A 13030-nucleotide genomic window follows, 5' to 3' on the forward strand; every position below is an offset into this window, starting at 1 on the left:
TCCCTGTAGGAGGGTCCTCAGGCGGGTACGGGCTGGTCGGCCAGCAGGTCGGCGGGGAGGCTGACGAGCGCGGTGAGCCCCCCGTACGGCGAGACGTCGAGCGTGACCTTGATCCCGTTCCTCGCCGCCAGCCTGGCCACCACGAACAGCCCCAGCTGGTCACTCTGCGCCAGATCGAACTCCGGCATCTCGGCCAGCCGCGTGTTGAGCTCGTCGAGCTCGACCCTGGTCAGCCCGAGACCGCGGTCCTCGACCTCGACGATCACCCCGTGCGGAGTGATCGTGGTCCGCAGGTCCACCCGGGTCTGCGGCGGTGAGAAGAGGGTGGCGTTCTCGATCAGCTCGGCCATCAGGTGGGCGACGTCGGTGACCGCCGAGCCGACCAGGGAGACGGGCGGCGGCTGCAGCACCTCGACCCGCGGATACTCCTCGACCTCGGCCACGGCCGCGCGCAGCACGTCGTGGATCGGCACCGGGTTGCGCCAGCCCCGCCCGGGCGCCTGGTCGGACAGGATGATGAGGCTCTCCGCGTGCCTGCGCATGCGGGTCGTGAGGTGGTCGAGCTTGAACAGGTCGCCGAGCGTCTCGGGCTCCTCCGCGCCGCGTTCCATGCTGTCGAGCTGCAGCAGCTGGCGGTGGAGCAGCGTCTGGTTGCGCCTGGCCAGGTTGACGAAGACCTGGCTGACGCCGTGACGCAGCCTGGCCTGGCTCAGCGCCGCCGTCACGGCCGTGGCCTGCACGTTGTTGAACGCCTGGACGATGTCGAGCACCTCGCTGGTGTCCGTCCTCACCTCCAGCGGTGGCAGCTCGTCGGGCGTCGGCGCGCCGACGTTCGTACGCAGCCGCTTGACCAGCGCCACCAGCCGTACCTCCGCCAGCTCGGTGGCGGCGTCGCGGAGCCCGGCGAGCTCGCGTACCAGGCGGCCGCGGAAGCGGAGCGACAGCAGGATGGAGGCGATGACCGCGAGCAGGCCGACGCCACCCGCCACGCCGATCTTGATCAGCACGTTGACGGCCGTGGGCGTGACGCGCTGCGTGATCTCCCGTACGGCCTGGCGCTGGTTGCGATCGACGACCGTCCACAGGTTGTTCGCGTCGACGGGCCAGGTGGCCGCCGCGGCGGGCAGGCCGTTCGTGGTGGCCTGGCCCATGATGGCGTCCTCCGCGCGCATGAACTCGCGGTAGGCGGGCGAGGAGACCAGCTGCTCGTACGGCCCGCGCAGCTCGAAGTCGAGGTGGGACAGCGCCTGGGTGTAGAGCAGGCGCCTGGTGGCGACCATGCCGGTGAACTCCCGGCGCTCAAGGGTGGTCGCCTTGCCCCGGTCCAGGACCACGGCGATGATCGCCCGCTCTCTCGACAGCAGGTCCTTGGCCTCGCCCAGCATGGTGACCGCGCGCGCCTGCCGGTAGAGCGTCATGTCCGGCATGAGGATCATCGCGTCGTACATGCGGAAGGAGGCGTCGGCGATCTGGCTGTAGCCGTCGATCACGTCGAGCGGGGCGGGGTTTCCGCCGTCGACCTGGCGGCGGATCGCGGGGAGCGCGTCGAGCCGGTCGTACAGGGCTCTGAGCTGCACGGCCATCCCGGATGAGATGGCCTGCTGGTCGCCGGCCAGCTTGCGGAAGTCCGCGACGGCCGTGTCCGTCCGGGCGCGTTGCCTGGCCAGCTGGGCGGCGCCGCGCTTGGTCGTCAAAAACTCGACGGAGGCCAGCCGCTCGTTCTGGAGCTCGACGTTGATCTGCTCGGACGGGTCGGCCAGGTTCGTGACCAGATCGTTGATCTCCAGCAGGCGCAGGCCGTCGCCGCCGGTCAGTGTCGCCGCGAAGGCCCATAGGCCGACCAATGACGTGAGCGGGACGATCAGCAGGATGAGGAGCTTGATGGCGATGGGACGGCCACGCGTGGGGGGCATGCGACCTCCGGAGGCATGATGAGATCGCCTCGCAGAGTACACCCCCTTTTACCGGGATTTCTGGCGACGGCTCGGCGCGAGGGCCCTGACGCCCCCGCGCCTGCCGCGCTCAGGGCTACCGCCGCCTCGGGTTCTCGGCGCCACCGGCCACGAGCCGGTCGGTCGACTCGGACTCGTGCCCAGGCTCGGGCCGGCTTGCGTGCTCAGGCGCGCGTACCTGCTGGGGCACGCGCAGGTTCTGCGTCTCGCGCATGTTCTCCGGCTCGCGCACGTGCTCAGGCTCGTGCGCGGCGGTCTGCTCGTGTTGCAGCTTCCGCTCCAGCTCGCGCTTCTCCTCTTCGAGCCTGGCCACCCGGCTGGAGGCCTCGGCGCGCGCCACGCGCTTCTGGCGGCGACGCTTGGCCGACCGGCGGGAACCGGAGCTGATCATCGCGATGCCCAGCAGCAGCACGGCCGTGGTCACGGCGCCGGCGATGAACATGCCGAACGAGTTGAATTCGAACGTATAGCCGAACAGAATGTACCTGGAGGTCTCCTCGGCGGCGACCAACGCGATGGCGCCACCGGCGAGCAGGACCAGGAGTAGACCCAGCAAGATCATTTCAGCTCACTCCCTGTCGTCAGAGCGAGTCCCTACTGCCCCGGCTCGGGCGGACTATGCCGCGCGAACGCCGATCTGGCCGGGGTTTCCAGGTCATCATGGAGATCATGAGACCTGAGCCCGGCCAAGTGCTGCACTTCTCCGAGGACCCGACGATCGAGTTGTTCGTGCCGCACGTGGCGCCGACCTCCGCCCTGCGCGAGCCGTACGTCTGGGCGGTCGGCTACGAGCGCTGTCCCGACTACTGGTTCCCGCGAGCCTGCCCGCGGGCGATGGCCTGGAAAACGGACGGCACCACCGCGGCCGACGCCGACCGGATCATCGGCGCGGGCTGCGGCGACCGGGTGCACGCCATCGAGTACGGCTGGCTCAAGGCGCTCATGGACGTCGGTCTCTACGCCTACCGGCTGCCCGCCGGCCCCTTCCGCGCTGTCGGCGACGACGGACACGCGCTCGTGGCCGAGGTGCCGGTGAAGCCGCTCGGCCCCGCGGAGCCGGTGCCGGATCTCCTGGACCTGCACGAGGAGGCCGGGATCCAGCTGCGCGTGCTGGACAACCTCTGGCCGTTCTGGAACGAGGTGACGGCCAGCACGCTGGGCTTCAGCGGGATACGGCTGCGGAACGCTCGTCGATGAGCGCGGCCAGCTCGGCGGCCGACATCGAGCCGGGCGGCAGCTTCTCGCGCGCGTGGCGGTTGGCCTCGCGCTGGAGCACCTCGTTGGCCGGGGTCGGGATCCCGTACTCGCGGCCGAGCAGCACGATCTCGCCGTTGAGGTAGTCGGCCTCGATCGAGCCGCTGGACCTGGCCAGGCTCTGCCAGGAGGATCCGCCGCCGCGTTCGATGCCCTCGATCGGCCGCACGTCCACCTTGTTGCCGCGGACCTCCGCCTGCTCGCTCGGCGTGGCGTAGGGGATGCCCGCCTCCTCCAGCACGGCCATGCCCTCGGCCCTGGCCTGCTCGGTCAGCGCCTCGCCGCCGGAACCGCTGCGGCAGACCGCGTCGACGGCGTTGTTCAGGTTGCCGAGCAGCTTGGCGTACTTCCAGCGCATGACGTCGGGCGCGTCGAGCCCGTACATGCCGCTCTTGTTGAGGTCGGTGACGAGCTGCCGGGAGATTTCATCCACACCCTGTGGATAACGTCCGACATGCAGCATGCCCGAGTACGGGTGGCCGAAGGCCGCGACCGTTCCGGGCTCCAGGTGCGAGGCGGGCAGCCACACGCACATGCCGTACACCTTCTCGAACCTCCGCAGGACGGCCCGCTCGTTGTCGACGCCGTTCTGGGCGCACACCACCGGCAGGTGCCTGGGCCACGGGTCGAGCGCGCTGATCGTGTCCTGCGACTTGGTCGCCACGATCAGCACGTCGTCGTCGCGCGTCGGCACGGAGCCGTCGGCCACGGGCACGTCCAGGGTCTCGGTGGAGTCGGGCGTGATCAGGAGCAGCCCGCCGCTCTTCAGCGCCTCATAGTGGGCGCCGCGCGCGACCAGCACAACCTCGTGCCCGCCCTGGAACAACCGTGCTCCGATAGTGCCGCCAACTGCTCCTGCTCCGATGACTATGTAGCGCATGATCCGAGAATGACACCGTTCACTCGGCGAGCGCCACCTGGGCCTGCGGAGACATCGCCCCCCTGGTGCGCTCCCGGAGGATCGTCTTCAGTACGCGCCAGCCGTCGCGTACGGCGTGCAGGTTGCTCTCGCCGTGGATGCGGGAGTGCTCGTGGCTGGGCACCTCGCTGATGCGGAGTCCGGCCTGGGCGGCGCGGACGTTCATCAGCGTCTCGATCTCGAAACCGTCGCAGTCCAGTGCCATCGCGTCCAAGTGGCGGGCCCAGAACGCGTTGTAGCCGTAGCACAGGTCGGTGTAGCGCGTGCCGTACAGCAGGTTCGTCAGGCCCGTGAGGACCTTGTTGCCGAGCGAGCGCAGTGGGCTGATGTCGTCGGAGCCACCACCGGGGGCGTACCTGGAGCCCTTGGCGAAATCGGCGCCGTCAACCAGCGTGCTGACGAAGGAGAAGATCTCTCCGCCGTCGGTCGAGCCATCGGCGTCGATCATGACGATGATGTCGCCACGTGCCGCCGCGAATCCCTCAATGAGGGCGTTGCCCTTGCCGCGTCCCGACTGCGCCACCACGCGCAGGTCGGGCCGGAGCCGCCGGGCCACGGCTACCGTGTTGTCGGTCGAGTTGCCGTCGACAAGGACTACCTCGTCGATCCAGGTAGGCAGCGTCGCGAAGACGTGAGGGAGATTGCCGGCCTCGTTCATCGCAGGAACGACTACAGTGACGCTCACGGCGAAGGGCTTGTTCATGCCCCGAAGGTGCGCTGGCCCGCATGCAAGCCGCTTGACAGCTTCTTGCATTGATCGCGGATATATGTATATGTCCGCATATAGAGTCCCGGGTTTCCCGCAACTGAGGCACCCGGATATTTAGCGGAGCAAAGGAAGCCGTCCGGTGTGGCGCTCCACCACCTCGCGCGGGCCGAGCAGGCTGACCGCGTAGTAGGGCGGGTCCTCGGTGCGAGCGAGTTCGGCCAAGTAGTCGTCGTAGACGTTCGTCCGCTGGGCGATGGCCGCCATGTCGGTGACGACCAGGTCGGGCTCGGCGGCGGCCTCGGCCCGCACCCGGCTGACGATCGCGGCGGGCGCGGCCAGCACCGTGCAGCCGATCCACGGCAGCCCGGCATGCGCGTGGCCGCCGGCGTCGGTGCCGCCCGAGCCGAGGATCGCGGGCACCGTACGGCCCACGGAGGCGGCGAGGCAGGCGGCGGCGTTCGCCTGGAGGCCGCGGGGCAGGTCGCGGTCCATCACCATCACCCACTTCACCGGGAGCTCCCGGGTGGGCAGGTCGCTACGGTGGTCAAGGCTGTCGATCCAGTCTGCGAGCGCGGTCATCCTTCTCTCCTTCTCCGAACTTATGAGGGGAGATTGCACTTTTCTCTGCTGGATCAACAACTCAGGGTGGGCGATTCCGAAGAAAGTTCGGAGATTCGTGTCAGGATGCGGTTGTGGACGAACTTGATACGGCCATCGTCGTCGAGTTGCAACGCGACGGCCGCCAGACCAACCGCGAGCTCGCCGAGCGGATCGGCATCGCGCCCTCGACCTGCCTCGAACGGGTGCGATCCCTGCGCGGCAACGGGGTGATCGAAGGCTTCCACGCCGAGATCAACCTGGCCGCCATCGGCCGCCCGGTGCAGGCGCTCATCCACGTACGGCTGCACCCCAAGATCCGCGAGTCGGTCGAGGGTTTCCGCGACTACGTGGCCACGCTGCCGGAGACGCTGGCGATCTTCGTGGTGTCGGGCGGCGACGACTTCATCATCCAGGTGGCGGTGCGCGACACGGGCCACCTGCGCGACTTCGTGCTCGACCACGTCTCACGGCACCGCAACATCGCCGACGTGCGTACGTCGCTCGTCTACGACCACATCCGCAAGACCTCGGTCGAGGTCCTCCCACCCGAACGCCCCAGCCCACCCCGCACCGGCCGCAAGTAACCGCACCCGGGCGACCGTCAGACGGTCGTCTCCCGGGCCTGGCCACCCCTCATGCGCCGACCAATTTCCGGACCTGGTCGGCGCCGACGGCCAGGAGGAGGGTGGGGAGGCGGGGGCCGGTGTCGCGGTTGATCAGGAGGCGGTACAGCAGGGCGAAGAAGGCGCGCTGCGCCGCCTTCAGTTCGGGCGTGGCCTTGGCGTCGGGCGCCAGCCCGGCCCGCACCTTCGGTACGCCGTAGACCAGCGTGGTCAGCCCGTCGAGCGACCAGTGCTCGTCGAGCCCGTCGACCAGCAGCCGGAGCGAGTCGCGCTCGTCCTCGTCGAGCGCGGCGAGCAGCTCGGCGTCGGGCGATTCGCGCACGCGGGTGCGCTGGTCGGCGGGGACCTGGGTGTCGACCCAGAGCTGCGCGCGGTCGAGCCTCGGCCGGGCCTCGTCGAGCGAGGTGAGCTCGCCGTCGAGGTCGCGCAGGATCCGTAGCGTCTGCTCGTCGTCGCCCGTGGTGATGTCGACGATGGAAGCAAGCGTCCGGTACGCCACCGGCCGCGGCGTGGCGGCCAGCGGGCCCTCGGCCGTGCGTACGGCCCGCTCGTAGGCGGCCAGCTCGGCGGGCTGGGCGGCGTCGGTGGCGACCTTGCGGCCCAGGCTGTCCCATTCGTCGTAGAGCCGCTGGATCTCCTGGTCGAAGGCGATCTTGAAGGACTGGGACGGCTTGCGCCGCGCGTACAGCCAGCGCAGCACCGGCGCCTCCATGATCTCCAGCGCGTCGGCCGGAGTCGGCACGTCACCCTTGGAGCTGCTCATCTTGGCCATGCCGGTGATGCCGACGAAGGCGTACATCGGGCCGATCGGCCGCTCGCCGCCGAACACCTCGCCCACGATCTGCCCGCCGACGACCCAGGCCGAGCCCGGGGAGTGATGGTCGACGCCCGAGGGCTCGAACACCACGCCCTCGTACGCCCAGCGCATCGGCCAGTCGACCTTCCACACCAGCTTGCCGCGGTCGTGCTCGGCCAGGCGCACGGTCTCCCCGAACCCGCACTCGCACACGTACGCCAGCTCCGTGCTGTCGTCGTCATAGGCGGTGACCGTCGTGAGATCCCGCTCGCACAGCTCGCAATAGGGCTTGTAGGGGTAGTAGCCGACCGGCTCGGTGCGGGCCGTCTCCTTGGTGCGGTAGCGGGCCAGGACCGCGTTGATCCGCTCCCGCTCGCGCATGGCGAGCAGGATCTGCTCGCGGTAGGTGCCGGCGGAGTAGTGCTCGGTCTGGCTGATGCCGGTGAAGGTGACGCCGAGCTCGGCCAGCGCCTCGGTCATCGGCGCCTTGAAGTGCTCGGCCCAGTTCGCGTGCTTGCTGCCCGGCGGGGCGGGCACCGAGGTCAGGGGCTTGCCGATGTGGTCGGCCCAGGACGGGTCGATGCCCGCGGGCACCCTGCGGAAGCGGTCGTAGTCGTCCCACGACAGCAGGTGCACGCAGTCGAGGCCGCGGCGGCGGATCTCGTCGGCGACCAGGTGCGGAGTCATGACCTCCCGCAGGTTGCCCAGGTGGATCGGCCCGGACGGGCTCAATCCCGAGGCGCAGACGATCGGTTTCCCCGGGGCACGACGCTCCGCCTCGGAGATCACCTCATCCGCGAACCTGGAGACCCAGTCGGTCTCCGTAGTGTCAGCCATCGCGCCATTCTTGCGGTTGGCCCGCGATCAAGCCAACGAAATGCGAGGTTCAGGCCAGGGGTACCTGGCCCAGGGGAGTGTCGAGCACCGCCCGCAACGCGATCTCCGGGCCCTCAGCGATGTCCAGTTCGACGCCCAGCGCGGTCAGGTCGCGGCGGAGCGCGGCGGGCTCCGGGTGTACGGCGCTGAAGGCGGCCAGGCCCAGCCGGGGCAGTCCCGACGCCGCTGGGTGGGTGGTGCCGCCCCAATCGATGAGGAACGGCACCGGCCTGACCGGCGCGGGATCGTCCCGCCTGGTGAGCCGCCACTCCAGCAGGCTGCCGTCAGGGGTGCGCCGGGACAGTGGCTCGACGTCGCCGGGGTCGTAGCCGTGCTCGCGGGCCTGCCGTACGGACTTGTCGAGGTCAGCCGGGTGTACGGCCCAGGTGATGAGCTGCGGCTCGGAGAGGGTCTCCAGGTCGAAGACGGAGCGCTGGAGGCCGTCCGCGGCGTCCGGATCGGGGCCGATGATCTCCAGGTAGGAGGTCTCACCGAAGGAGACCAGGTAGTTGGCGGTGCCGCCGGGGTGACGGCCCCCGGCCGCAGGGGTGACCCCGGTGCGCTCGGCGAAGTCGGCGACGCCGAGCAGGAGGTCGGGTACAGCGTAGACGAGGTGGTCGAGATGCGGATCGGTCACTGGTCTGCCTTCCGGTCGCTGGTGGGCTCTCCTAGCGAGAGCATGAGCCGGTTCGCCCAGTTGAAGAAGGCCGCCGCGTGAATCGTGTCGCTGATCGCCAGATCGTCCAGCCCGGCCGCGCGCAGCGCCTCGATGTGCTCGGCGCCGAACTCGGACGGCGTGGCCGCCAGCGCCACCGAGGCGTCGATGACGGCCCGCCACCGCCCCTCCTGCGCCGCCGCCACGCCCTCGTCGAGCAGCCGTCGTACGTCGTCGGGCCGTTTGGAGTAGTGCGCCGCGAACCGTGCGTGCACGGAGGCGCAGAAGACACACCCGTTGCGGCGCGAGGTGGCGGTGGCGGCCAGCTCGCGCTCCGGGCGCGGCAGGCCGCCCTTGGTGTTGTAGAAGATGTCGTTGTCGGTCTTGGTCCGCGCGTGCAGGATCTCCGGGTCGCGGGCGAGCAGCCTGAAGTAGGGCGAGGCGGCCCGGGCCTCGTCGACCAGGGCCTCGCGGTGGGCCTCGGTCAGCTCGTGCTCGGCCAGCGGCGCCAGCCACGGCTTCCAGCCCAGCTGGTCGGTGGTGAAGCCCAGTCGGTCGGTGGTGAAGCCGGTCATGCGGTGGTCTCCTTCTGGGCGGCGCCGAGCAGCCGCAGGCCCGCGACCACCCGGATCTGGAAGCTGAGGAAGGCCACGAGCTGCGAAAGCGTCACGATGGCCGTGTCGCTCCAGCCCGCGTCCGCGAGCGCCCGCAGGTCCTTGGGATCGGCCTCGCGCGGGCGGAACACCAGCAGGTGCGCGTGCTCGAAGGCGGCGGCGAGCCGCGACCCGAGCGCTTCGGGCTGCCGGGTCCGGTAGCGCAGCCCCTCGTCGCTCTCGGCGGCGAGCGGTCCGTCGGCGGGGTAGGTGCCGTAGGGGCCGGTCGTACTCCCGGCCTCGATCTCCAGCCGGACCGCGCCGAGCAGCTCGGGGGCCAGCTCGGCGAGCCGGTCGGCGTAGAAGCGGGCGGTACGGGGATCGCTGTGCAGGCCGGTCACGAAGGCCGCCACCGCGTCCCGCTCGACCAGCGAGACCGCGCCGGGCACGTCAGGGGTGAGCAGTGCGTCGAAGCCGCGCTGGGCGTGCTCGCGGGCGTCCGGCCGCCGGTCACGCAGGCGATCGAGCGGGGAGTCCGGCTCGATCCCCACCAGGTGGTCGATAACGTCGATCATGTAGTGCTCAATTCCGTGGAGGTCAGGTGGCGCTCGGTTGGGGTGGGGGCCCGGTGGAGCTCGGTTGGTGTGGAGGTCATGCGGGGCCTGTTCGCGTGGAGGTCATTTCCGTCGCGGGAGCCGGGGCCCAGCCGAACGCGGGGGCGACCTCGGTCGCCAGCAGTTCGATGGAGCGGAGGATCAGCGGGTGCGGCGGGTCGACCGAGTGCACCTGGAGGACCAGGTCGGTGACCCGGTCGAGCGTGGGATCCGCCTTGAGGCTGTCAATGACGTCCTGCGGGGTGCCCACGTGCACGTCGAAGGCGGCGATGCGGTCGCGGGAGGTTTCGAAGGGCAGCCGGGCGCGGCTCAGCCCGCGTTCGGCGTAACGCAGCGCCTCGGCCCGGCTGTCTGCCACGAACGCGGTCCGCGAGGCCACGATCCGGGGCGCGGTGCCCGTGGGCAGGTTCTCGTAGTAGGCGTCCACGATGGGCCGCTGGATCTCCGCCAGCGTCGCCTCGGGATGCTCCTCGGGGCGTGGCTGGGTACGCGAAAGCATCAGCCCGTTGCCCGCCCGGCCCGCCCTGGCGCCGCCGCTCACCGAGAACGTCGCCTCCCAGACGGCGTCGAGCAGGCGCGGCGCCGCGGGATAGAGCCGGTTGCCGCCGCCGAGGTCGCGGCCCGACCAGGCGTCGACGAGCACCGCGAGATGCTCGGCGTAGACGGCCGCCCGCCGCGCGCTCTCCTTCCCGAACGCGGTGAACGACGACGGCGTGCCGCCGCTGCCGACGCCCACTTCGAGCCGGCCGCCGGTCAGCAGGTCGAGTACGGCGGTGTCCTCGGCCACGCGTACCGGATGTTCGAGCGGCAGCGTGATGATGCCGGTGCCGAGCCTGATCCGGCTGGTACGCGCCGCGACATGGGCGAGGAAGACCAGCGGCGCGGGCAGCCCGCCCTCCGCGCCGTCGAAGTGGTGCTGCGCCACCCACGCCGTGTCGAACCCGAAGGACTCCGCGTGCCCGATCTGCTCGGCGGCCAGCCGGTAGCGCTCGTCGGCGGGCACCTCGTCGAGCAGCCGGCTGAAGAATCCCAGCCTCATCGCACCGGCTCCGGGATCGCGGCCAGGAGTTCGCGGGTGTAGTCGTGCCGTGGGTCGGTGAAGACCCGTTGTGTGGTTCCGAATTCCACTATGCGTCCCTTGTTCATGACGGAAACGGTGTGTGAGATCTGGCGCACCACCGCGAGGTCGTGCGAGATGAACAGATAAGTCAGCCCCAGATCACGCTGGAGCTCTTCGAGCAGGTCCAGGATCTGCGCCTGCACGGTCACGTCGAGCGCGGAGACCGCCTCGTCGAGCACCACGACCCCCGGATCGACGGCCAGCGCGCGGGCGATGGCCACGCGCTGCCGCTGGCCGCCGGACAGCTCGCGCGGCCTGCGGTCGAGCAGGCTCTCGGGGAGCGCCACACGTTCCATCAGATCACGCACCCTGCGGCGGCGGGCGGCGCGGTCCCCGCGCCGGAAGTTGCGCAGCGGCTCCTCCACGATCGCGGCGATGGATTGGCGGGGGTCGAGCGAGCCGTAGGGGTTCTGGTAGACGAGCTGCACGTGGCGCCGGAAGTCGCGCTCTGTCCCTTTTCCGGCGACCGTCCCCGCGCCGGCGATCGTGACGGTGCCAGAGGTGGGCTCGGCGAAGCGTACGACCATGCGGGCCGTGGTCGTCTTGCCCGATCCGGACTCGCCCACGAGGGCGTGCGTGGTGCCGGGGCGTACCTCGAAGGACACCCCGTCCACGGCGCGGAACGGACGTCTCCCGACGCGGAACTCCTTGACCAGGTCGCGGACCACGATCGCGGGCTCCACCTCCGTAGGCTCCTCGACCGCGCGGAACTCGCGTACCGACAGCGCCGGCGCGTCGCGCAGCAGCTGCCCGGTATAGGCGGCCTGCGGATCCGACAGGACCTGGCCCGACGGGCCTTGCTCCTCGATCCGGCCGTCCTTCATGACGATCAGACGGTCCGAGCGGTTCGCGGCGATGCCCAGATCGTGGGTGACCAGCAGCACCGCCGTACCGAACTCGGCGCGCAGGTCGTCGATGAGGTCCAGGATGCGCCGCTGCACGGTCACGTCCAGCGCGCTCGTCGGCTCGTCGGCGATGACGAGCCTTGGTTCCAGGGCGATCGCGATGGCGATGAGGACCCGCTGACGCATCCCGCCGGACAGCTCGTGCGGGTATTGGCGGGCGCGCGTCTCCGGGTCCGGCAGGCCGACGCGGGTGAGCAGATCCACGACGCGGCGGGAGATCGTACGACGGTCGCCGCGTTTGTGGATGCGCAGGACCTCGCCGATCTGGGCGCCGACGGTCTTGACCGGGTTCAGGGAGTTGGACGGGTCCTGCGGGATCAGGCCGATCTGGGCGCCCCTGATCGATTCCATCCGGCGGGTGGACCAGGTGGCCAGGTCGGAGTCGCCGAGCAGGATCCGGCCGCCGTCGAGGGTGGCGTTCGGGGGCAGCAGGCCGATGATCGAGTGGGCGGTGGTCGTCTTGCCGGAGCCGGACTCGCCGACCACCGCGACCACCTCGCCGGGCTCGACCGTGAACGAGATCCCCTGGACCGCCGGCCGGGCGTCGTAGGAGACCGCGAGGTCGCGTACGTCCAGGAGGCTCATTGGTTGGGGCCTCCAATGGACCAGCTCATGTCGTGTTCCTTCCGATCGAGCGGCTGATTCGGCTAGCGGCCAGTACGACGGCCACGACCACCACGCCGGGCAGCGTCGTCAGCCACCACGAGGTGGCCAGGTAGTTGCGGCCCTCCGAGATGAGCAGTCCCCATTCGGGCGTCGGCGGCTCGGCGCCATAGCCGAGGAAGCCGAGCGTCGAGATGGCCAGGATCGCCACCCCGAACTGCAGGGCGGCCAGCGCGATGACCGGGCCGAGCGAGTTGGGCAGGACGTGCCGCCAGAGCACGGCCGGGAACCGGCCGCCGCTGCCGAACGCGGCCTCCACGTAATCGGACCGGCGCACCCGTACGACCTCCGAGCGCGACAGGCGGGCGAACGCGGCGACCGACCCGATGCCCACCGCGACCGCCACGTTGACCGTGCCGGGACCGAGCAGAATGATCACCGTCAGCGCCAGGAGCAGGCCGGGCACGGACAGCAGGACATCGGCCACCCGCATGACGGCGTCGTCGAGCAGCCCGCCGGTCGACCCGGCCAGCAGACCGAGCAGCGTGCCCGCGAGCAGGCCCACGGCGACGGCGACGAACGCGCCCGACAGGGAGTGCACGGAGCCGTGCACCACGCGGGCGAACAGGTCGCGGCCCACGGCATCGGTGCCGAACAGGTGCTCGGTGCTCGGCGGGCGCAGCTTCTCGGCCGGTACGCCGGCCAGCGGGTCGTACCCGGTGAACAGGGCGGGCACGACGGCCCAGAGCACGACAAGGGCGATCGTCAACCAGGACAGGGCCTTCACGCCGCCGCCTCCCAGAGCACGACA

The 13030-nt window shown here is 70.5% G+C and carries 14 protein-coding genes; 2 read left to right on the forward strand and 12 right to left on the reverse strand.

Going from position 1 to position 13030, the window contains the following annotated elements; all coding sequences use genetic code 11:
- Nucleotides 1–17 precede the first annotated feature (17 nt).
- A complete protein-coding gene (locus AB0B61_RS28180) occupies nt 18–1913 on the reverse strand; it encodes a nitrate- and nitrite sensing domain-containing protein (protein WP_358437709.1) in 1896 nt (631 codons plus the stop codon).
- 115 nt (nt 1914–2028) lie between these two features.
- Nucleotides 2029–2514, reverse strand: a complete 486-nt coding sequence (locus tag AB0B61_RS28185) for a hypothetical protein (protein WP_358437712.1) — start codon at nt 2512–2514, stop codon at nt 2029–2031.
- Between the two features lie 107 nt (nt 2515–2621).
- Between AB0B61_RS28185 and AB0B61_RS28190 the strand changes: the two genes are divergently transcribed.
- Nucleotides 2622–3149 (forward strand): DUF6886 family protein, encoded by a 528-nt coding sequence (locus tag AB0B61_RS28190; protein WP_358437715.1) that lies wholly within the window; start codon nt 2622–2624, stop codon nt 3147–3149.
- Here the strand turns inward: AB0B61_RS28190 and AB0B61_RS28195 are convergent.
- The 3 genes from AB0B61_RS28195 to AB0B61_RS28205 form a co-directional block, all read right to left on the reverse strand.
- Nucleotides 3115–4086, reverse strand: a complete 972-nt coding sequence (locus AB0B61_RS28195) for a 2-dehydropantoate 2-reductase N-terminal domain-containing protein (RefSeq protein WP_358437718.1) — start codon at nt 4084–4086, stop codon at nt 3115–3117. The two genes, AB0B61_RS28190 and AB0B61_RS28195, sit on opposite strands and share 35 nt — an antisense overlap.
- 19 nt (nt 4087–4105) lie before the next feature.
- Nucleotides 4106–4828, reverse strand: coding sequence for a glycosyltransferase family 2 protein (locus AB0B61_RS28200; protein WP_358437721.1), 723 nt, complete (start codon nt 4826–4828; stop codon nt 4106–4108).
- A 120-nt stretch (nt 4829–4948) separates the two neighbouring features.
- Nucleotides 4949–5413: a DUF2000 domain-containing protein gene (locus AB0B61_RS28205; RefSeq protein WP_358437724.1), complete on the reverse strand. Its 465-nt coding sequence runs from the start codon at nt 5411–5413 to the stop codon at nt 4949–4951.
- A 113-nt stretch (nt 5414–5526) separates the two neighbouring features.
- On the opposite strand from AB0B61_RS28205, the gene AB0B61_RS28210 reads away from it, so the two are divergent.
- Nucleotides 5527–6018, forward strand: coding sequence for an Lrp/AsnC family transcriptional regulator (locus AB0B61_RS28210; RefSeq protein WP_358437727.1), 492 nt, complete (start codon nt 5527–5529; stop codon nt 6016–6018).
- A 49-nt stretch (nt 6019–6067) separates the two neighbouring features.
- On the opposite strand, the gene lysS is transcribed toward AB0B61_RS28210, so the two are convergent.
- The 7 genes from lysS to AB0B61_RS28245 all read right to left on the reverse strand — a co-directional run bounded on the left by lysS (nt 6068) and on the right by AB0B61_RS28245 (nt 13006).
- Nucleotides 6068–7690 (reverse strand): lysine--tRNA ligase, encoded by a 1623-nt coding sequence (gene lysS, locus AB0B61_RS28215; protein WP_358437730.1) that lies wholly within the window; start codon nt 7688–7690, stop codon nt 6068–6070.
- Between the two features lie 49 nt (nt 7691–7739).
- Entirely contained in the window at nt 7740–8366 is a 627-nt protein-coding gene (locus AB0B61_RS28220) for a VOC family protein (protein ID WP_358437733.1), read from the reverse strand.
- A complete protein-coding gene (locus AB0B61_RS28225; protein WP_358437736.1) occupies nt 8363–8959 on the reverse strand; it encodes an alkylhydroperoxidase domain protein in 597 nt (198 codons plus the stop codon). Before AB0B61_RS28225 ends, AB0B61_RS28220 begins: the two co-directional genes overlap by 4 nt.
- Nucleotides 8956–9552: a CMD domain protein gene (locus AB0B61_RS28230; RefSeq protein WP_358437739.1), complete on the reverse strand. Its 597-nt coding sequence runs from the start codon at nt 9550–9552 to the stop codon at nt 8956–8958. Before AB0B61_RS28230 ends, AB0B61_RS28225 begins: the two co-directional genes overlap by 4 nt.
- 76 nt (nt 9553–9628) lie before the next feature.
- Nucleotides 9629–10630: a putative FMN-dependent luciferase-like monooxygenase gene (locus tag AB0B61_RS28235; RefSeq protein ID WP_358437742.1), complete on the reverse strand. Its 1002-nt coding sequence runs from the start codon at nt 10628–10630 to the stop codon at nt 9629–9631.
- Nucleotides 10627–12201, reverse strand: a complete 1575-nt coding sequence (locus tag AB0B61_RS28240; protein ID WP_358437745.1) for an ABC transporter ATP-binding protein — start codon at nt 12199–12201, stop codon at nt 10627–10629. Before AB0B61_RS28240 ends, AB0B61_RS28235 begins: the two co-directional genes overlap by 4 nt.
- Before the next feature lie 25 nt (nt 12202–12226).
- A complete protein-coding gene (locus AB0B61_RS28245; protein ID WP_358437748.1) occupies nt 12227–13006 on the reverse strand; it encodes an ABC transporter permease in 780 nt (259 codons plus the stop codon).
- Between the last annotated feature and the right edge of the window lie 24 nt (nt 13007–13030).

The organism is Nonomuraea sp. NPDC049158 (assembly GCF_040648335.1).
In the GTDB taxonomy this organism is placed as follows: domain Bacteria; phylum Actinomycetota; class Actinomycetes; order Streptosporangiales; family Streptosporangiaceae; genus Nonomuraea.